Below are 19,510 nucleotides of genomic sequence, written 5' to 3' on the forward strand. Positions count from 1 at the left end.
TCCGGTCCCGAAGGATCGGGACCGGTGGGCGGATACCTCCTCTCGAACGCGCCGGTGGAGCTGAACGCCGGGCGCCCGACCCTCCGGATCGAGGTGTGCAACACCGGGGACCGCCCGGTCCAGGTCGGCTCGCACTTTCACTTCTACGAGACGAACCGTCGCCTCACCTTCGACCGGGAGGCGACCTTCGGCTGGCGGTTGGACATACCGGCCGCCACCTCGGTGCGCTTCGAGCCAGGTGACAGGAAGACGGTCCAGCTCGTGCCGTACGGGGGACGACAGCGGGTGTACGGCTTCAACGGCCTGGTGAACGGTTGGACCGGCGGCGGTCCGGCCGGGTATCAACCCGCTCGGGCGGAGGCGATGGTTCGCGCCCGCATCCGGGGTTTCGGGTCGGACGGCACGCGATGAGCAGTAGGCCGGATCGACGGGACGCCGACAGCGGTCCCAGGAGCAGGCGATGAGTCAGATATCCAGGCAGGAGTATGCCGGACTGTACGGGCCGACGACCGGCGACAAGATCCGGTTGGGCGACACGGAACTCTATGTCGAGATCGAAAAGGACCTGCGCAGCCTCGGTGACGAGGCCGTGTACGGCGGGGGCAAGACCCTGCGGGACGGCATGGGCGCGAATGCCGAGCTGACCAACGCGAACGGGGCGTTGGACCTGGTCATAACGAACGTGACGATCCTCGACGCGCAGGTCGGTGTGGTGAAGGCCGACGTGGGGATCAGGGACGGACGGATCGTCGGGATCGGCAAGGCCGGCAACCCCGACATCATGAACGGGGTCAGTCCCAACCTGGTGGTCGGAACGGGCACCGACGCCATCGCCGGCGAGCACCTCATCCTGACCGCCGGCGGCATCGACGCGCACGCGCACCTCATCGCGCCGCAGCAGGCGTACGCCGCGCTCAGCAACGGCATCACCACCATCTGGGGCGGCGGCACCGGCCCGAGCGACAGCTCGAACGGCGTGAACTGCACTCCGGGCCCCTGGAACCTGCACGCCATGATGCGCGCCTTCGAGGGCATTCCGATCAACATCGGCCTCTTGGCCAAGGGCAGCAGTTCCGGTGCGGGGCCGCTGGAGGAGCAGGCGCTCGCGGGTGCCGCCGGATACAAGATCCACGAGGACTGGGGTGCGACGCCGGAGGCGATCCGTACGGTGTTGGCGGCGGCGGAACGGTTCGACGTCCAGGTCGCCATCCACACGGACACGTTCAACGAGAGCGGCTACATCGAGGACAGCATCGCCGCGTTCGAGGGCCGGACCATCCACACCTATCACACCGAGGGTGCCGGTGGCGGCCACGCACCGGACATCATCAAGGTGGCCGGCGAGACGAACTGCCTGCCGAGTTCCACCACGCCGACCAACCCGTACGGGGTGAACAGCCAGGCAGAGCTGTTCGACATGACGATGGTGACCCACAACTTCAACCCGAAGGTCCCGTCCGACGTGGCGCTGGTGGAGAGCCGGGTCCGCCCGGAGACGATCGCCGCCGAGGACGTCCTGCACGACCTGGGCGTCATCTCGATGATGTCCAGCGACTCGCAGGCGATGGGGCGGATCGGGGAGAACTGGCTGCGGATAATGCAACTGGCCAGCGTCATGAAGGTGGTCCGGGGCAAGCTCGCCGAGGACTCACCGGACAACGACAACTTCCGGGTGCTGCGGTACGTGGCCAAGATAACCATCAATCCCGCGATCACCCAGGGCATCGCCGACGTGCTCGGGTCCATCGCGCCGGGCAAGATCGCCGACCTGGTGCTGTGGGAGCCGGCCTTCTTCGGTGCCAAGCCGAAGATGATCATCAAGAACGGCCAGATCCTCTGGGCGATCATGGGCGACCCCAACGCCTCCATACCCACCCCGCAGCCCGTCCTCTACCGCCCGATGTTCGGCGCATACGGCACGGCACTGAGCGAGAACTGCGTGACCTTCCTGTCGAAGGCGGGTTACGAGGCCGGCGTCGGAGAGAGACTCGGCCTACGTCGCCAGGTCCTGCCCGTACGCGGGACGCGGGGTCTGACCAAGCTGGACATGGTACGCAATGACGTCCTGCCGCGGATCGAGGTGGACCCGGAAACCTTCGCGGTGAAGGTCGACGGCGTACATGCCACCGTCCCGCCGGCCAGGAATCTCCCGCTCAGCCAGCTTTACTTCTTCAGCTGACGGCCGACGCACGCAACAGAGGAGTTCGACGTGCTCGTGGAATCGGTGCTGGGCAATGCGAGCGACCCCGGATGGAAGATCCGGCTCGACGCGGCCCGGGTGGACAACCTCCTGCTCGACCAGTGGGAGGCGCAGAAGAACCGGCTGCGCAAGCGCACCGTGGACGGCGACGAGGTGGCGCTTTCCCTGGGGCGGGGACACCGGCTGCGCGACGGCGACATTCTCCGCTGGGACGAGCCGACGCAGACCGCGGTCGTGGCCCGGATCCGGCTGGGCGAGGTGATGGTCATCGACCTGAGCGGGTTGCGGAAGGAACCGGCAGAGCTGGGACTGCGCGCCGCGATCGAGCTCGGCCACGCCATCGGCAACCAGCACTGGCCGGCAGTGGTGAAGGAGAACAGGATGTACGTCCCGCTCACCGTGGACCGGAAGGTGATGGACTCGGTGATGCGGACCCACGACCTCACCGGTGTCTCCCACGATTTCGTCTCCGGCACCGAGGTCATCGCCTACCTTGCCCCACACGAGTCCCGCCGACTCTTCGGCGGCGCCGGCTCGACGCCGCACTCACACGCGCCCCAGCCCGTCGACTGATGGAGCCGCCCGCGTCGACGATCCCGGCGACCCTGAAGCTCCTCCAGTTCGGGGACTCGATGTTCCCCGTCGGCGCCTTCTCCTTCTCCGGTGGGCTGGAGATGGCGGTGCAACAGGGCGTCGTCCGGGACCGCGCGGGTCTGGAGGAGTTCACCCGTACCCTGACCCACCTCGCCGCCAGGGGCGACGGCGTGGCGGTTCTCGCCGGGCACCGTGCCGCCGCCCTGGGCGATCTGGACCGGATCCGCCGGGCGGACGAGGCGGTGCACCTCCGCAAGCTCTCCGAAGAGACCAGGACCATGACCGTACGGACGGGGCGCAAGCTGGCGGAGGCGGCGGCACATGTCGTCGGGGACTCGATGCTGGACAAACGGCTCCGGGACGCGGCCACCGATCCGGTCCCCGTGACCTACCCCGTCGCGCTCGGCGCGCTCTTCGCCGCCCTCGAACTCACCGAGCAGGATGCCTTCGCCACACACCAGTACGGCGTCGCGGTGATGGTGCTCAGCGCCGCCGTACGGCTGATGCGGGTCGACCACCTCGACACCCAGGCGATCCTCTACCGGGTCAACGCGACCGCCGCCGACGAGTACCAGCGGGTGAGGGCGGCGGGGCTGGACGACATGTCCACCTTCGGGCCCGTGATCGACGTGCTCGCGGCGGCCCACGTCCACGCACACGTCCGCATGTTCATGAACTGACAGCAGAGTTTCGGGAGTAGGTATGAAGACGGTCAGCCGGATTGGTGTCGGAGGCCCGGTCGGCAGCGGCAAGACGGCGATCATCGAGGCGGTCGTCCCCAGGTTCGTCGCCGACGGCCTGCGGGTGCTCGTGGTGACCAACGACGTCGTCACCACCGAGGACGCCAAGCACGTGCGGCGGGCGCTCACCGGCGTGCTGGTGGCGGAGCGGATCATCGGTGTGGAAACGGGGGCCTGCCCGCACACCGCTGTCCGGGAGGACCCGAGCATGAACCTGGCCGCCGTGGAAGACATGGAGGAACGGTTCCCGGACAGCGACCTGTTGCTCATCGAGAGCGGAGGCGACAACCTGACTCTCACCTTCAGCCCCGCCCTGGTGGACTACTTCGTCTACGTCATCGACGTCGCGGCTGGCGACAAGATCCCGCGCAAGAACGGTCCGGGCATCTCCCAGTCCGACATCCTCGTGATCAACAAGATCGACCTCGCACCGTACGTCGACGCCGACCTCGGCCTGATGGCCCGCGACGCGGCCGACATGCGCAACGGGAAGCCGGTCGTCTTCACCAACTGCAGGACCGGTGAAGGTATCGACGAACTGATCTCGCTCATCCGACACAACGCACTCTTCGATCTTGCGCAGTCGGCCGGTCCGGACACCCCGCCGACCCGTCGACCAGCCGCCGCGCTGGACGTACCCGCATGATCTCCGTCGACGACGCGCCCGAACTCGCGCCCTACCTCGACGAGCCGGCCCAGCTACCCAGCGCCGCACCGGGCAAGGTCGGCCTGCTGCGCCTGGGGTTCGAACACCGGGACCGGAGGACGGTGCTGGCCGACCTGTTCAGGCAGGCCCCGCTCCTCGCCCAACAGGCGTTGTACTGGGACACCGCGATGCCCGAGATGGCGTGCGTCTTCATCATCACCACCTCCGGCGGCATGCTCCAGGGCGACCGGCAGCGGATCGACGTGTCGCTCGGTGCCGGCGCCCGCGTCCACCTCACCACCCAGGCGGCAAACAAGATCCAGCGGATGGACGCGAACCACGCCGCCCAGATCCAGCAGATCACCCTCGCCGACGACGCCTACCTGGAATATCTCCCCGAGCCCGTCATCCCCTACCGGAACAGCCGGTTCATCACCCGTACGGGCGTCACACTGCCGGAATCCGCCACCATGCTCTACACCGAGATTCTGATGCCCGGCCGGAAGTACCACCGAGACGGTGAGATTTTCCAGTACGACCTCTTCTCCTCGACCGTCCGGGCCGCCCGACCGGGCGGCCCGGACCTGTTCGTCGAGAAGTTCGTCGTGGAGCCCGCCTCGTTCGGCCCGGCCCGCCGCGGCGTCCTCGACGACTTCCATGTCTTCGGCAACGTCGTCCTGCTGACCTCGCCCGAGCGTGCCAGCAGGGTGTACGAGCGGACTCCTCCGGTGTGGGACCACGACACCCCGCTGGTCGCGGGAGCCAGCCGGCTACCGAACGGCGCCGGCCTGATCTACAAGGTGCTCGGACGGGAAACGGAACCGGTGCGGGCCCAGGTCCGCGACTTTTGCGCCACAGCACGGATGGAAACCGTCGGCCGGGCCCTTCCGCCCGCCTTCGGATGGCGCTGACCAGCGGTGTGGTCGGCACCGCCAGGAACGGTCAGGCCGGTACGGCGACGATCACACTCGTCGGTGCCGGTGTCGCCCTGGTCTCCTTGTGCCGCAGACCGGCCGCCTCGAACAGTCGCGCGAACTCCGCCTCCGTCCGACCCTGCCCGTTGAGCAGCGAGAGCATCACGATGTCGCTGAACTTGCCGAAGTGCGGGGTGTCCCCGTCGGGCAGGACCTCGTCGATGACGATCAGCTGCCCGCTCTCGCCCATCGCGGTGCGGATGTTGCGCAGGATCGTGACCGCGTCCCGGTCGTTCCAGTCGTGCAGGGTCCAGGACAGGACGTACACGTCGCCGCCCTCGGGCACCGATTCGAGGAAGTTGCCGGCCACGCACTCGGCCCGGTCCTCCAGCCCGGCGGCCCGGATCACCTCGGCGGCCTCGGCGACCACGTGCGGCAGGTCGAAGACGACCGCGCTGAGGTCCGGATAGCGCTGCAACAGGGTGGTCACCAGCAGGCCCTTGCCGCCACCGACGTCGACCAGCCGCCGGGCGTCAGACAGGTCCTGCGCCTGGAGCGTGCCCGAGTTCACCATCCGGGCCATCGTGCCCATCGCGTTGTTGAACAGCGCGGACAGCTCGGGGCGTGTGCCGATGTAGGACCACCAGTCGGTGCCGTGCAGGTGGTCGAACGACGGCTTGCCGGTCCGCAGGCTGTAGGCCAGGGAGCTGAACGCCGCCTGCCGCTCCGCCGACCCGACGTACCGGGCGAGGTCGCGCATCGAGCCGTTGGCGTCGCTGCGCAGCGTCGCCGCGAGCGGGGTCAGGGCGAAGGTACGGGGTGCCACCTCGGTGAAGACCCCGACGCTGGCCAGGGCGCGCAGTGCACGGTACAGCGCGCCCGGATCACTGCCGGTACGTTCGGCCAGCTCGTCCACGTGCCGGGGCTCGCCGTCGAACGCGTCCGCCACGCCCAGCTCGGCCACCGCCCCGAGCAACTGGCTGACCAGCGAGCTGTAGAGCATCTCGTACATCCGTACCGGTGCGGGCGCGTCGGTGCCGTGGTGGAGGTCGATGGCGTCGGTGTCGGGCGCCTCGTCGCGGCCGTACACCGGCCAGCTTTCGGTGGCAGCGTCCTGAGTCATCAGTACCTTCCTCAGCCGTGGGGACAACGATCGGAATGGGTCCTGTGCCGGTTCTGCGTGCCGGGCCGCCCGGTTCATCGAGCCTGCCGCAGCGGTTCCGCCGCCGACATGGCGCATTCTCGGGATCCGACCGTCTACCCGAGGTCGTGGGTCAGCACCTGCCGGGTCAGTTCGACCCGGCTGGTGACCCCCAGCTTGCTGAAGCTGTGTCTCAGGTGGCTGTCGACGGTGTGCGGCGACACGAACAGCCGGGCGGCGACCTGACGGTTGGTGAGGCCGTTCGCCACCAGCCGGACCACCCGCAACTCGGACGGGGTCAGGCTCTCCCAGCCCCGGTTGCGGCCGGCCGGGGACTGCCGCTGCCGTCGGCGTACGCCCAGATCGCGCAGGCCCCTGCGGGCTCGCGCGGCATCGCGTTTCGCACCGCTTGCGAGGTAGAGCCGCAGTGCCTGCTCCATCAGGTCCACCGCCTCCTCCCGGTGCCCGGCCGCGCGTTCGGCGAACGCGAGGTCCTCCAGGGCGGCGGCGGTGCTGAGCGGGCGCGCACCCGCCCGCAGCGCCCGTACCGCCCGGCGCAGGGCGGCGATGTCCCCGTCGACCAGACCGTGTACGTGCGCGGCCATTCCGACCAGTGACGGGATGCCGGGATTGCGTTCGGCCAGTCGGGCGGCCGTTTCGACGGCCGAGGCGAGCAGTTCGGTCGCACCGGCCTCGTGGGCGAGCCGGACCAGGCCGGGTGCGGTGGCCGGATCCCGGATGAGGGCGAGCAGCGGCGTCGACGCGGAGAACTCGGCGATCAGCGGCGCGATCGCCTCGCGGGCCGGTTCACCGGTCGCGGTGGCGAACTCGGCCATGGTCCAGGACAGGTCGTCGGGGACCGGGACCCCGCCCTCCTTCAGCAGGACCTGGCTGTCGTCCAGGTGCTCACGGGCCGCCGGCAGGTCGTCGCGGTGGATGGCCAACCGGGCGAGCAGAGTGAGCAGCGGCAGGCTCGTCGCCCGGGTCCCGAACTGCTCGGCCATCCGGATTCCGGCCTCGGCCTCGGCGGCCGCGTCCTCGATCCGGCCGGCGGCGGCGAGCATGACCGCCCGCAGATGGTGCCAGCGCGGTCGTACCCAGGCCGTGCCGAGTTGGTCGGATTCCCGCCGGGTGTGCGCGAGCAACTCGTCCGCCTCGCTGAACCGGTCGACGGCGGTCAACGCGGCGGCGAGCCAGAGCCGGGGATGACGCTGCCTGGCCTCGCCGCCGACCCGCTCGGCGATCCGGACCGCGTCCCGGGCGTGGGTGATCGCGCCGGACATGTCGCCGCTCATCCGGGCCGCGATGCTGCGGGCACTGGTGCCGCAGACCTGCGCGGCGTACCCGCCGGTGGCGGCGCCGAGCGCGGCGGCCTCGGTGGCGGCGGCGTGAGCACCGGCGAGATCCCCGGTGTCCAGCAGCGCGTACGCGTGGACGGAGAGCAGTTCGGCGCGGGTGGGGTCGGAGGCGCGGGTACGGGCGATGCCCCGGGTGGTGTACGCGACCACGTCCACGCTGTGCCCGGTGACCAGGAGTGCCTCGGCCAACCCGAGCAGCAGCGAGGCTTCCTCGGCCGCGTCCAGCCCGGCGTGCAGCGCCTCCTCGCCGAGTCGTACCGCCTCGGAGACGTCACCGGCGAGCACGAGCAGGCGAACCGCCTCGGCGATCAGGCGGGGCCGGGACGGCTCGTGGGCACCGAGCAGTTCGAGCATTCGTACGATCAGGTCGGCGGCGGTGTCCGGGGCGGTCGGAGCGATCTGCTCCACCGCCTGGCGCAGCACCGTGACCGCCTGCTCGCTGCCGCCGTGACCGCCCCGCACCAGGTGTTCGGCGACCTCGACCGGGGAGCGGCCCTCCGCCTGGACGACGACGGCGGCCTCCCGGTGCAGTGTCTGCCGGACCGGGCCGGAGAGCCGGTCGTAGAGCGCCTCCCGGACCAGGTCGTGGCGGAACCTCAGCTCGGTGCGGTCGGCGACCAGGATCCCGGCCGAGACCGCCTCGTCGACGGCGGGCAGCAGCCCGACGGCGGAGTGGCCGACGAGCCCGGCCACCTCGTGCACGGTGAACGGGCGGTCGAGCACCGATGCGGCGTCCAGGATCCGGCGGGTCAGCCCGGACACGTCGCGCAGGCGGTGGTCGACCGCGGTCAGGAAGCCCGCGTCGAGCCGGTTCCCGACCAGGGTGGCCACCCCGTTGTCGACCTTCGACTGCCCGCCGTCGCGCAACGTGGTCAGCAGCCGTTCCAGCAGGAACGGGTTGCCGGCGCCCCGGCCGGCCATCTCGATCACGGTCTGGTCGGGCGTGGCACCGAGCAGGCCGGCGCAGAGGTCGTGGACCGCCTCCTCGCTCAGCGGCCCGAGCTGGTGGGTACGGGCCCCCTCGCCGACCAGCCAGTCGACCGCGTCCTGCCCGAAGGTGCGTACGGGCGCGGGCCGACGGGTCAGCAGCCAGAGGATCGGGGACGAGGAGAGTTCGGGGATGAGGATCCGCAATGCCAGGGCGGTCAGCTCGTCGCAGAGGTGGGCGTCGTCGAGCCCGATGAGCAGTGGGCGCTTGCGGGCGTACCGTTCGATCCTCTCGCCGATCCGGTCGACCAGCCACAGTGGGTTGCGCCCGAGGTCGGCGGTGCCGGTGACGTCGAGGCCGGATGGTGCGATCGCCTGCAACAGCGACCGGAGCGTGGTGAGCGGCGCGGCCCGGTCGAGTTCGGTGGCCCGGCCGAGCGAGACGGCCATGCCCAGCGTGAACGCCTCCCTGACGGTCGCCTCCAGCACCCGGCTCTTGCCCATCCCGGCGGCGCCCTCGACGACCACGCACCCGCCCGCGCCGGAGGTGGTCTCGATCAGCGCCCGGCGCAGGTCGAGCAGGGTCGTGGTCCGTCCGACCAGGGGTGGGACCACGGTCGCCGGTTCATCGATGCGGTGCTGGCGGCGCCGGGGCGGGGCGCCGGGCGGGATGGGTAGTTCGACCCTGCGCAGGGTCGGCGCGCCGATGTCGTCTCCCCGTTCCGTCGGTGACCGGTCCGTCATCCGGGGCGACAGGGTGCCGAAGGTGCGTACATGGGGCGTCGAGTGGTTCTCCGCGGACACGTACGGGCCCTCCCGGTGCACGTGGTGTGGCGTCGCAGGTAGCCGGCCGGCTCCGCTCGTGTTGCGGAAGCACACGTGATTCAGGTCAAGCCATTGATGGATGGCTCTCGATCGGGAGTCTATACCCGGCGCAATTGCTCCGCTACCGAAGGATGACGGATTCGTGAAGTCCCGGTACCCGCCGGCCGGAACCCGAAAGGCCCACGTCCGGTACGGCCGGAAATCCCGTGATGACGGGATGCTCGGCCGATTGGCGGTGCGATGAACTTGCAGCGCCGCGGCTGTGCGCGACCGCGCCGGCGGGACAGGACGACGAATGCCGGCCCGGTGCCGGTCAGAAAGCGGGCGGATTGCCCGACCACGATGGTGGAAACCGCGTTTGGGCAGGTGGGGGCATATGTCTACCGATCCTATGGAACTGCGGGTATGCGTTGTCGGAGCGGGCCCGCGAGGCTTGTCGACAGTGGAGCGTCTCTGTGCCGGAGCGGGTGACCGACCGGACACGAATGTGGTCGTGCACCTGGTCGACCCATTTGTCCTCGGTGGCGGAGATGTGTGGCGGACCAACCAGCCGCAACTGCTGCTGATGAACACGATCGCCTGCCAGGTGAGCATGTTCACCGACGCGAGCGTGGACTGCCGGGGCCCGGTACGGCCCGGCCCCAGCCTGCACGAATGGGCCCAGAGTTTGGCGCTGATCGATCCCACCGAGGAATATCCCGCGCGCATTCTCGCCGAGGCCCGGACACTCGGACCGGACGACTATCCCTCCCGGGCCCTGTACGGCCACTACCTGCGCTGGTTCCTCACCCGGACCGTGGCGACCGCACCCGCGTGGGTGCGGATCGAGACCCACGCCACCCGCGCCGTGCGGCTGGAGGACGAGCCGGACGGTCGCCAGCGGCTCGCCCTGGCCGACGGCCGGCTGCTCGACCGGCTCGACGCCGTGGTGCTGGTCCAGGGCCACCTGTCGATGCCACTGGGCGACCGGGAGCGGCGACTGGCCGAGCACGCCCGGATCGGCGGCACCTCCTACCACCCGCCCGGCAGCCCGGCCCAGACCCCGCTGCACGACATCGCTCCCGGTGAACGGGTAGCCCTGCGCGGTCTCGGGCTCAACCTCTTCGACCACCTGATCCTGCTGACCGAGGGCCGGGGCGGCCGGTTCGAGGAGCACGACGGCCGGCTGACCTACCGCCCCTCCGGCGACGAGCCCCTGCTGTACGCCGGATCGCGTCGGGGGGTGCCGTACCACGCCCGGGGCGAGAACGAGAAGGGCGCCTTCACCCGGCACCTGCCGCTGTTCCTGACCGAGCCGGTGATCGGGGCGTGGCGGGCCCGCGCCCGGATCGGCGACCCGCCGGACTTCGGTCGCGAGGTGTGGCCGCTCATCTCGCGTGAGGTCCGCTCGGTGTACTACCGGACCCTGATCGCGCAGAGCCGGGGGACCGAGGCGGCGGACGAGTTCCTGGCCGAGTTCGTCCGCCTCTCGGGCGGCGACGAGGCCGAGTCACGACTGCTGGGACGGTTCGGGGTGGACCGGACGGCCCGGTGGGACTGGGAGCTGATCGCCCGCCCGTACGGCTCGCGCCGGTTCGCCACCCCGGAGGCGTACCGGGAGTGGTTGCTCGACCACCTGCGCGCCGATCTCGCCGAGGCGCGACGGGGCAACGTGTCCAGCCCGCTCAAGGCGGCGCTCGACGCGCTGCGGGACCTGCGCAACGAGGTACGCCTGGTGGTCGACCACAGCGGCATCACCGGCCGGTCGTACCGCGACGACCTACAGGGCTGGTACACCCCGCTGAACGCGTACGTCTCGATCGGGCCGCCGGCCCGGCGGATCGCGGAGATGATCGCCCTGATCGAGGCCGGGCTGCTGCACGTGTTCGGGCCGGACCTGCGGGTCGAGCCCGCCGGCTCCGGTCCGGGCTTCCTGGTCCGGTCGGCCGCGATCCCCGACTCGACGGTGCACACCACCAGCCTGATCGAGGCCCGGCTGCCGGAGTTCGACCTGCGTACCACCATGGACCCGCTGCTGGTCGGGCTGCGGCGTACCGGCCAGTGCCGGCCGTACCGGATCCCGGACCCGGAGCGGGAGCCGTACGAGACCGGTGGGCTGACCGTCACCGAACGCCCGTACCGGCTGGTTGACGCCGAGCACCGGGCACACCAGCGCCGGTTCGCGTTCGGCGTACCCACCGAGACCGTGCACTGGGTGACCGCCGCCGGCATCCGTCCCGGCGTCAACTCGGTGATCCTGACCGACGCCGACGCGATCGCGCGGGCCTGCCTCGCCCTCGCGACCCACCCGGTACAGCGGACCGGTGCGTCGCCGCCCTACCAGCAGCGGTACACCCCGCTCGCCTGGTTGCCCACCACCCGGGCACTGAGCTCCGCCGGCCGGGCTCGCTGACACCGCCGCCCCGATCCGGGCCGACCGGGAACGAGCCGGTCGGTCCGGATCGGGTGGGAGCCCCCACTTCGGACGGTGCTCGCGCCCGCGAGCGCACTCCGGTCGATGTCGACCGTGCCCCGGCCACCGGCTGCGGCGGCACCCCACATCCCGTCTTCACGTGATGCGTGCCGTGCTGGCGCGGTCGGTCGGAGCCGTCCGGGCCCACCGTCCACAGCGGATGGGCTATGGTTCCCATTACTGTGCCGATCGACACAGAAATGGGGGAGAGCATGGCGGAACTTGCGGGCAGAGTCGCTCTGGTGACCGGAGGCAGCCGGGGTATCGGCGCGGCCATCGTGGCGCGCCTGGCGCGCGACGGTGCCGACGTCGCGTTCACCTACCTCAACGCGCAGGACAGGGCCAAGACCGTCGTCGCCGACGTCGAGGCGGTGGGACGCCGGGCCGTGGCCATTCCCGCCGACAGCGGGAGCGAGACTGCGGTGACCGGCGCGGTCGAGCGTACGGTCGCCGAACTGGGTCGGCTGGACATCCTCGTCAACAACGCCGGGGTGTTCACGTACGGCGCGATCGAGGAACTGAGCGTCGAGGACCTGGACCGGACCCTCGCGGTCCACGTACGCGGTGTCTTCCTGGCCACCCGGGCCGCGGTCCGGCACATGGGTACGGGCGGTCGCGTGATCAGCATCGGCAGCTGCTTCGCCGAACGAGTGCCGTACGGCGGGCTGAGCCTCTACGCCATGAGCAAGAGCGCGCTCACCGGCCTGACCAAGGGGCTGGCCCGTGACCTGGGCGGCCGTGGCATCACGGCCAACCTGGTGCATCCCGGCTCCACCGACACCGACATGAACCCGGCGGACGGCGAGAGCGCGGACCACGAACGGAGCTTCATCGCGCTCGGGCACTACGCGGAGCCGGCCGACATCGCCGCCACCGTCAGCCACCTGGCCGGCGAGAGCGGTCGCTACATCACCGGTGCGTCCATCGCGGTCGACGGCGGATTCGCCGCCTGACCCGCTGCCCGTACCACCGGTTCCGTCGGTGATCGACCGGCGGCGAGCGGCGGGCCCGGCATGGTCCGCCGTCCGCCACCTGCCGTCCCCGGAGACAGAGGGGCTCCACCATGGCATGGATCGTCCTGATAGCAGCCGGTCTGCTGGAGATCGTCTGGGCGATGGCGCTCCGGCACACCGAGGGCTTCACCCGACTGTGGCCGTCCGCCCTCGCGGTCTCCACCGCCCTGCTCAGCTTCGTCATGCTGGCCTGGGCGCTGAAGTCCCTACCGGTCGGCACCGCGTACGCGGTCTGGGTGGGAATCGGGGCGGTGGGCGTGGCGATCGCCGGCATCGTCACGCTGGACGAGAGCGCCGCGCCCGCCCGGCTCGTCTTCCTCGGGCTCATCGTCGTTGGCATCGCCGGGCTCAAGGCGGTGGAGGGGTGAACCCGGACCGACGGGTCAGTTGACCGGATCCGGACAGGGCCCGACGTCACCCTCGTTCGGCGTTGCGGCGGTCAGCCGGGCGGCGGTCGCGGTGAGCGCGGCGCGGGTCTCGGCACCGAGTCGGCCCACCAGTTCCTCGGCGGGCAGCGTACGGGCGAGGGTGTGCGCCTGGCCCGCCCAGAGACTGACGCTCTCCACGTCACCGGCGGCCACGGCGGCGGCCCGCAACGGGGCGGTGAGGTAATGGATCTGCGGGTAGGCGGCGGGGACCGGGGTCAGGGCGTGTCGGCTGGCGAACCCGTTCACCAGGGTGCGGGCCCGCCGCCCGGTGAAAGCGCGGGTGACGGTGGTCTCGCGGCTCGTGCCGACCGCCGCCCGGTGGACCGGATTCGTCCCCGCCTCGGGGCAGCGCAGAAACGCGGTGCCGATCGCCGCCGCCACCGCCCCGGCGCTGAGCGCGGCGGCGATCGCGGCTCCGTCGGCGAGCCCACCGGCACCGACCGTCGGTAACCTGGTCGCCCCGGTGACCAGACGGAGCAGGGTCAGCAGGCCGTACTCGCCGATGCCGACGTGGTCGGCGAACCCGCCCCGGTGCCCGCCGGCCTCGAAGCCCTGCGCCACCACACCGTCGGCACCCACCGCCTCGGCGGCCAGCGCCTCCTCCGGTGAGGTCACCGTCACCAGCACACTCGTGCCCGCCGAGTGCAGGCGTTCGACGATGGCGCCGGACGGCAGCCCGAACGCGAACGACACCACCGGCACCCGTTCCTCGTCGAGCAGTTCCAGCTTCTCGGCCAGGAGGTCGTCGTCGACGGACGGCGAGCCGAGTTCGGTACCGAGCCGGGCCGCGTCGCCCCGAAGCCCGGCCGCGTACGTCGCGATCTCCGCCTCGGCCGCGCGGGCCGCGTCGACGTCGGCCGCGCGGGCCGTGTCGACCAGGAACAGGTTGACCCCGAACGGGGCGTCGGAGAGCAGTCGTACCTCCCGGATCTCGTCCCGGACCCGCTCCGGCCGCTTGTACCCGGCCGCGAGGAAGCCGAGTCCGCCGGCCCGACCGACGGCGGCCACCAGCCGAGGCGTGGAGGGGCCACCGGCCATGGGTGCGGCGATGACCGGTTGGCGTAGACTGCGTAGATCCACTGTGCTGTCGCTCCGTTGTGTGGTGTCACCGATGTTTAGTCATCAATCCCTATGAATGCTGATTCTTCCGTTGCGGATGAGCGGTGGTCAAGCTCGGAATGTGCTCGTCGGGAAAGGGGGTAACGGATGGCGGGACGGGGACGACCGCGCACTTTCGATCGAATGGTCGTACTGGAGCGCGCCATGGAGGTGTTCTGGCAACACGGTTACGAGGGCGCCTCCATGACCGAACTCACCACGGCGATGGGTATCGCCTCGCCGAGCCTCTACGCCGCCTTCGGTTGCAAGGAAGCGCTGTTCCGGGAGGCCGTGGCGCACTACAACGCGACCGAGGGTGCCGCACCGCAGGCCGCCCTCGATCGCGGCGACACCGCCCGCGCCGGCATCGAGGCGATGCTGCGGCACAATGCCCGGACACATGTTGACCCGTCCCGGCCACCGGGGTGCATGGTCGTACTCGCCGCCACCACCGGCGCACCGGGAAATGACGGCGTACGTCGATTTCTCGCCGAGTGCCGCGACAACGACATCGCCGTACTCCGGGCACGGATCGAACGCGGCGTGGTCGAGGGCGACGTACCACCGACGGTCGACGCCGCGATGGTCGCCCGCTTTTTCGGCGCGGTGCAACAGGGAATGTCGATCCAGGCCCGTGACGGTGCGACTCACGACGTGCTCGACGACGTCGTCACGTGTGCGATGTCGGCCTGGGATTCACTGGTGAGTCTTCCCGGCCGGCCGGCGCGATCCGGCCCGGCGACGGCCACCGTGCCCGCCGCGCGCGGCTAGGCAGCCGGCCGGCACATCGTCACGCCCGGTACGGGTCCGACGCCGAACCGGCCCGTCTCCGTGGAAGCAGCCGGAGCCGTCGCGCGGGTTGTTTGGTCACCGCCCTCGGACGGGCGGCCCTACGACTCCGAGTCCTCGCGGAGCAGGGCCCGCAGGATCCGCTCGTCCCGGTCGTCCAGGGTGCCGACGAACCGGCGCAGGACCGAGGTGCGATCGGGCTCGGCGACCAGCAACCGGCTCATCCGCTCGGCGACCAGACCAGCGGCGTCCCGTACCGCGCCGTAGCGGTACGCCCGACCGTCCCGTTCCCGACTGACGGCACCCTTGTCGAACAGCCGGGTGAGGGTGGTCACCACTGTGCTGTACGACAGCGTGCCGCCCGGATCGAGCCGATCACGGACCTCGCCGGGGGTCAACGGGCCGGTGGCCTCGACGAGGACCGTGACCACCAGGGCTTCGAGCTGACCGGGACGGCGGCGTCCACTCTCGGACGACGCACCGTCGGCAGCGGGCTGTGTCGTGCTCATCGCGGTGACTGTATCGGTCACGTCCACGGTCGGCCCGGTCGCGGCCGCCGCGCCGTCCCGGCTCCGGCCGTGGCACACTCGACCGGTCCGGACGGAGGGGCATGTTCGATCATTTCGTGTGGTCGGTGGTCGTGATCCCGCCGCTGATCGTGCTGGTCATGCGGTTGCTGGCCGACCGGTTGCCACCCTCGATCGCCGCGGTCACCCTGGCCTGGTCGGCCGCCCTCGTCGGCGCGGCCAGCATGACCAACCTCGCCGTGTTCGCGTTGAAGGCGGTCGCCGAGGTGCCGGCCGTCGGCCGGACGTTCGGCTGGTCGTCGCGGGTGGTCGCGGACGACACCGCGTACGTGGCGTGGGTGCCCTGGCTGAGCGCGGCACTGCTGGTGATCGCCGGGGTCGCGGTCGGTCGACGGTGGCGCCGGCACCGGCGGGCACTGGCGCTCGCACCCGTCGGGCTGCCCGTCGGCGGCCCGTTCGTCCTGCTCGCCGACCCGTCGGTGCAGGCGTTCGCGGTGCCGGGGCGGCCCGGTCACGTCGTGGTGACCACCGGCATGCGCCAACTGCTCACCGAGCGCCAGTTCGACGCGCTGCTCGCCCACGAGCACGCGCACCTGGCGGCCGGTCATCACCGGCTGGTCCGGCTGGCCGAACTCGCCGCCGCCACCCATCCGGCGCTCTGGTGGGTCGCCCGTCAGGTCGACTACCTGGTGGAGCGGGCCGCCGACGAGCAGGCCGCGGTCGCGGTCGGCAGCCGTCGTACGGTCGCCCACGCGATCGGCGTGGCCGCCCTTGCCTCGACCGGGCGGCAGGACATCCCGCGCAGCCTGCACGCCGCCGCGCCCGGTGGCGTCGTCCCGCGCCGGGTGGCGCGACTGCTGCACCCCCGCCCACCCGTCCGCTCGACCGCGCTGCGGGCGCTGCCGGTGTCGTTGGCGCTGACCTCGCTGGTCTGGACCGGCGAGGCAATCTTCGATCTCTTCGAACTGCTCAACGCGGCTCGACCGGGTGGATAGGTCGACCGGTGCCGGGATTGCCGGTCCGGTCGCGTCGCCGAGCCCGCCTGATCCGGTCCTACGGGCGCGATGGTGTCAGCTCGTCGGCCGGAGCGCGTTGACGCGGGTTACCGACTGGTCGATCCGGGCCTCGGTGAGGCGCCCGGATCGGACCAGGTTGACGACGTTGTCGAGGGTCTCGTCGACGACTTTCGTGTCGTACACCTGTTGGTTGCCGAAGACGAGCAGATCGAGGCCGGCTTCCAACGCCAGCGCGACCGACTCGTCCCGGCCGAACTTGCTCGTGATGGCGACGGCCTGCATGTCGTCGCTGACCACGGGACCCTTCCACCCCAACTGACCACGCAGCAGGTCCGTGACGACCGCCGGAGACAGGGACGCGGGAAGTTTCGGATCCAGTTGCCTGATGAGCAGATGTGCGACCAGTACGGAGTCGGCGGTCCCGTTGTCGATCAGCTGCCGGAAGGGTTCGAGTTCGCTGCGCTGCCAGGTGCCGCTGACATCGACGACGGCGAAGTCCGTGTTCCCGGTCGCGCTGCCGAACCCCGGGAAGTGCTTGATGCTCGTCCTGACGCCGGCCGCCCGGTGAACCTGGATCTCCTCGGTGGCGTTCCTGACCACCACGTCGGCGTTGGCGGAGAAACTGCGGTCGAGTTTGCCGATCGCGGGATTGTTCGGGTTCACGTTCAGGTCGACGACCGGGGCGTAGTTGAGGTTGACGCCGATCGACGTGAGGTCGCGTACCAGTCCCTGGGCCCACGTCCGGGTTGTCGACGGCGAGTTCGCGGCACCGATCTGGGCCTCGGACCGCGTGGCGGGGAAGCCGTTGGTCGGGTTGAGCCGGGCCACCCGGCCGCCCTCCTGGTCGATCGAGACGATGAGCCGCCCGGGCGAGGCCTGTCGCAGGGACTTGATCAGAGCCGTGACCTGGGCCGGTGAGGTGATGTTGCGCGGCCCGTTGGTCTTCAGGTCGCGGTCGAACAGGATGACCCCGCCGAGGCCGTCCCTGATCGCCTTCACGATCCAGTCGTTGGCGCCGACCGTTTCGCCACGGAAGCCGACCACGAGCAGGCTCGCGATCTTACGGCGGAGTGCGATCTCGTCGAATGTCGCGGCCGTGGCCGGGCGGGAGGCCGAGAACTGGGGCGAGGCCGCCACCGGACGCGTCGGCGTCTTGGCCGGGGAAGCCCCGCAGCCGGAGAGACCCGCTGCCACCGCTGCCGAGCCGATGCCCGTGAGCAGCAGCCGGCGGGTCAGGTGAGCGTCCGTCACGTTTTCCACGCTACGGCCGGGTGCCGGGCTCCGTGGGCATATCGCGGCTCTTCGACGCCTCCCCGGCGCCGGCAGTGGTTGTGCGGGGTTGATTGTCCGCCGGGCGGCCCCGAAGCCGGACAACGATCCGCCGACTAGACATCTGGTCAGCGGGTGTCACAGGGCACCCCAGTAGCCAGATCACGAGGTGATCAGCAATGCGTACGATCTTTCGACCAGGCCCGATCCGGCAGTCCGTCCGGTCGCCGCAGGGCTCACCGGCCCGTACGTCGCGTCGGGTGGCCGCCCTGGCGGTGCTGCTCGGCCTGACCGCCGGGCTGCTCGGGATGACCGCTTCACCGGCGAGTGCCGCGATCATTACCGTTCAGGACGGCTTCGAGGGGGTCCAGGCGGCCAACTGGAGCTTCACCCACGTCGGGGACGGGACCGGCGGCGTCAGCCTGTCGCAGCCCCGCAACGGCGTACGCTCCGGATTCGTCTCGATGCGCGGCGCCGGGTTCTCCTCGGTCGGTCGGCGGGTCACGTTGCCGCCGACGACCAGTTGCACGGCCGGGATCCACGTCAATCCCGCCCTGGCCACCCAGCAGGTCAATTTCGAGATCATCAATCCGGTCAACTTCACGTACGTGGCGCTGCGGACGGTGGTGCTCGGCGGCGACGCCCCGTACACCTTCGTCTCGACCTCGTGGAACCACGGCCCGACGGATGTGCTCGTCCGGGTCTCGCTGATCGGCGCCAGCGGTGGTACGACGCTGGCCGCCTGGGTGGACGACCTCGGCATTCTCTGCCAGACGTAGGCCGCGAAGCGACGCATCGGCGTGGCGGTGGTCGTCCCGGACGGACGGCCCCGTCACGCCGTCACGCGGCGCTTGGCCGGCGGCCTGCCGTGCTGCCGGCCGCCGACTCAGGGCGCGATCGCGCCCTGCTGCTCGGGTTGGCGAGCGGGACGGATCGTGGCACGTGGGCCGAGGGCGGAGCCGCCCGCCGGAAGGGCGCGACGCTGGGTGTGGGTCCGTGCGAGGCACACAATTATCCACGGACGGGGAACCGGCCCACCAGTATCGATGCCGTGACGACGCCCGGCGGAGCGACCGGGTGACGGGTGGTTGATCAGAGGAGCAGGAGCGCCGCGACGGCGAGGTACACCACGACCGTGGACGCGAGGACCAGGAGCATCAGGACGGACTTGACCACGGTCGACTGCGGGCCGCGAACGATGCGGGAGTTCAGCACGATGCCGGCCGCCGCGATCACCCCGCCGATCAGTCCGCCCACGATGATGAGGCCGAACGGGAGCAGCATGAGTATCTGGAGCACGACCGGGACAGCGGGTCCGGTGCGGTACCTGGTCCCGGCGATCTCGATCGTGGGGTAGGGGTCGAGCAGACTGGCGCGCACCCTGGCGTCCACGGTCCGCCCGTCGTTGGTCGGCAGGTTGTAGTGACCGCGCCGGGGCCCCGTCACCGGTTGCCCGCCGACGGTTACCGACTGCTTGCCGGTCAGCAGGTTCATCGTGACGATCACGGGTCCGGCCAGGCCGTTGATGATGACGGGGTCGCTGCGCATGGGCGTAGATGCTAGAGGTACGGCT

At 70.7% G+C, this 19,510-nt stretch carries 18 protein-coding genes; 12 read left to right on the forward strand and 6 right to left on the reverse strand.

Translation table 11 applies throughout. The annotated features are described in order from the left end of the window. Positions 1–24 precede the first annotated feature (24 nt). The 6 genes from ureB to ACZ6QQ_RS09900 are packed head-to-tail and all read left to right on the forward strand — an operon-like array spanning position 25 to position 5,091. A complete protein-coding gene (ureB, locus tag ACZ6QQ_RS09875; RefSeq protein WP_465875558.1) occupies positions 25–411 on the forward strand; it encodes an urease subunit beta in 387 nt (128 codons plus the stop codon). A gap of 49 nt (positions 412–460) precedes the next feature. Then, positions 461–2,179, forward strand: coding sequence for an urease subunit alpha (locus ACZ6QQ_RS09880; RefSeq protein WP_465875560.1), 1,719 nt, complete (start codon positions 461–463; stop codon positions 2,177–2,179). A 30-nt stretch (positions 2,180–2,209) separates the two neighbouring features. After that, a complete protein-coding gene (locus ACZ6QQ_RS09885) occupies positions 2,210–2,773 on the forward strand; it encodes an urease accessory protein UreE (RefSeq protein WP_465875561.1) in 564 nt (187 codons plus the stop codon). After that, a complete protein-coding gene (locus tag ACZ6QQ_RS09890; protein WP_465875562.1) occupies positions 2,773–3,474 on the forward strand; it encodes an urease accessory protein UreF in 702 nt (233 codons plus the stop codon). The genes ACZ6QQ_RS09885 and ACZ6QQ_RS09890 overlap by 1 nt, the downstream gene beginning before the upstream one ends. A 22-nt stretch (positions 3,475–3,496) precedes the next feature. Next, on the forward strand, positions 3,497–4,180 hold the full coding sequence (gene ureG, locus ACZ6QQ_RS09895) for an urease accessory protein UreG (RefSeq protein WP_465875563.1): 684 nt from the start codon (positions 3,497–3,499) through the stop codon (positions 4,178–4,180). Continuing rightward, positions 4,177–5,091: an urease accessory protein UreD gene (locus ACZ6QQ_RS09900; protein ID WP_465875564.1), complete on the forward strand. Its 915-nt coding sequence runs from the start codon at positions 4,177–4,179 to the stop codon at positions 5,089–5,091. The genes ureG and ACZ6QQ_RS09900 overlap by 4 nt, the downstream gene beginning before the upstream one ends. Positions 5,092–5,122: 31 nt before the next feature. On the opposite strand, the gene ACZ6QQ_RS09905 is transcribed toward ACZ6QQ_RS09900, so the two are convergent. Both ACZ6QQ_RS09905 and ACZ6QQ_RS09910 read right to left on the reverse strand, forming a co-directional pair. Continuing rightward, entirely contained in the window at positions 5,123–6,217 is a 1,095-nt protein-coding gene (locus ACZ6QQ_RS09905; RefSeq protein ID WP_465875565.1) for a methyltransferase, read from the reverse strand. Positions 6,218–6,351: 134 nt separating this feature from the next. After that, a complete protein-coding gene (locus ACZ6QQ_RS09910; protein WP_465875566.1) occupies positions 6,352–9,324 on the reverse strand; it encodes a helix-turn-helix transcriptional regulator in 2,973 nt (990 codons plus the stop codon). 412 nt (positions 9,325–9,736) lie between these two features. Between ACZ6QQ_RS09910 and ACZ6QQ_RS09915 the strand changes: the two genes are divergently transcribed. The 3 genes from ACZ6QQ_RS09915 (at position 9,737) to sugE (ending at position 13,178) form a co-directional block, all read left to right on the forward strand. Beyond that, positions 9,737–11,737: an FAD/NAD(P)-binding protein gene (locus tag ACZ6QQ_RS09915; RefSeq protein ID WP_465875869.1), complete on the forward strand. Its 2,001-nt coding sequence runs from the start codon at positions 9,737–9,739 to the stop codon at positions 11,735–11,737. Between the two features lie 272 nt (positions 11,738–12,009). After that, on the forward strand, positions 12,010–12,750 hold the full coding sequence (locus ACZ6QQ_RS09920) for an SDR family NAD(P)-dependent oxidoreductase (RefSeq protein WP_465875567.1): 741 nt from the start codon (positions 12,010–12,012) through the stop codon (positions 12,748–12,750). A gap of 110 nt (positions 12,751–12,860) precedes the next feature. After that, positions 12,861–13,178, forward strand: a complete 318-nt coding sequence (gene sugE / locus ACZ6QQ_RS09925) for a quaternary ammonium compound efflux SMR transporter SugE (RefSeq protein WP_465875568.1) — start codon at positions 12,861–12,863, stop codon at positions 13,176–13,178. A 15-nt stretch (positions 13,179–13,193) separates the two neighbouring features. Here the strand turns inward: sugE and ACZ6QQ_RS09930 are convergent, their stop codons facing one another. Next, positions 13,194–14,318: a nitronate monooxygenase gene (locus ACZ6QQ_RS09930; protein ID WP_465875569.1), complete on the reverse strand. Its 1,125-nt coding sequence runs from the start codon at positions 14,316–14,318 to the stop codon at positions 13,194–13,196. A 162-nt stretch (positions 14,319–14,480) separates the two neighbouring features. On the opposite strand from ACZ6QQ_RS09930, the gene ACZ6QQ_RS09935 reads away from it, so the two are divergent. Then, positions 14,481–15,107 carry a TetR/AcrR family transcriptional regulator gene (locus ACZ6QQ_RS09935; protein ID WP_465875570.1) on the forward strand — a complete coding sequence of 209 codons (627 nt, stop codon included), beginning with the start codon at positions 14,481–14,483 and terminating at the stop codon, positions 15,105–15,107. A gap of 119 nt (positions 15,108–15,226) precedes the next feature. Here the strand turns inward: ACZ6QQ_RS09935 and ACZ6QQ_RS09940 are convergent, their stop codons facing one another. After that, positions 15,227–15,634 (reverse strand): BlaI/MecI/CopY family transcriptional regulator, encoded by a 408-nt coding sequence (locus ACZ6QQ_RS09940; protein WP_465875571.1) that lies wholly within the window; start codon positions 15,632–15,634, stop codon positions 15,227–15,229. A 101-nt stretch (positions 15,635–15,735) separates the two neighbouring features. Between ACZ6QQ_RS09940 and ACZ6QQ_RS09945 the strand changes: the two genes are divergently transcribed. Beyond that, a complete protein-coding gene (locus ACZ6QQ_RS09945; protein ID WP_465875572.1) occupies positions 15,736–16,647 on the forward strand; it encodes a M56 family metallopeptidase in 912 nt (303 codons plus the stop codon). Positions 16,648–16,722: 75 nt separating this feature from the next. Here the strand turns inward: ACZ6QQ_RS09945 and ACZ6QQ_RS09950 are convergent, their stop codons facing one another. Beyond that, complete coding sequence (locus ACZ6QQ_RS09950; protein WP_465875573.1) at positions 16,723–17,919, reverse strand: glycoside hydrolase family 3 protein; 1,197 nt, start codon at positions 17,917–17,919, stop codon at positions 16,723–16,725. A 197-nt stretch (positions 17,920–18,116) separates the two neighbouring features. Here ACZ6QQ_RS09950 and ACZ6QQ_RS09955 point away from each other — a divergent pair, with 197 nt between their 5' ends. Beyond that, complete coding sequence (locus ACZ6QQ_RS09955) at positions 18,117–18,716, forward strand: hypothetical protein (protein ID WP_465875574.1); 600 nt, start codon at positions 18,117–18,119, stop codon at positions 18,714–18,716. Between the two features lie 313 nt (positions 18,717–19,029). Here ACZ6QQ_RS09955 and ACZ6QQ_RS09960 read toward each other — a convergent pair whose 3' ends face one another. Continuing rightward, complete coding sequence (locus ACZ6QQ_RS09960) at positions 19,030–19,485, reverse strand: hypothetical protein (protein ID WP_465875575.1); 456 nt, start codon at positions 19,483–19,485, stop codon at positions 19,030–19,032. Positions 19,486–19,510: the final 25 nt, after the last annotated feature.

It is taken from the genome of Micromonospora sp. NPDC049529, assembly GCF_055586685.1.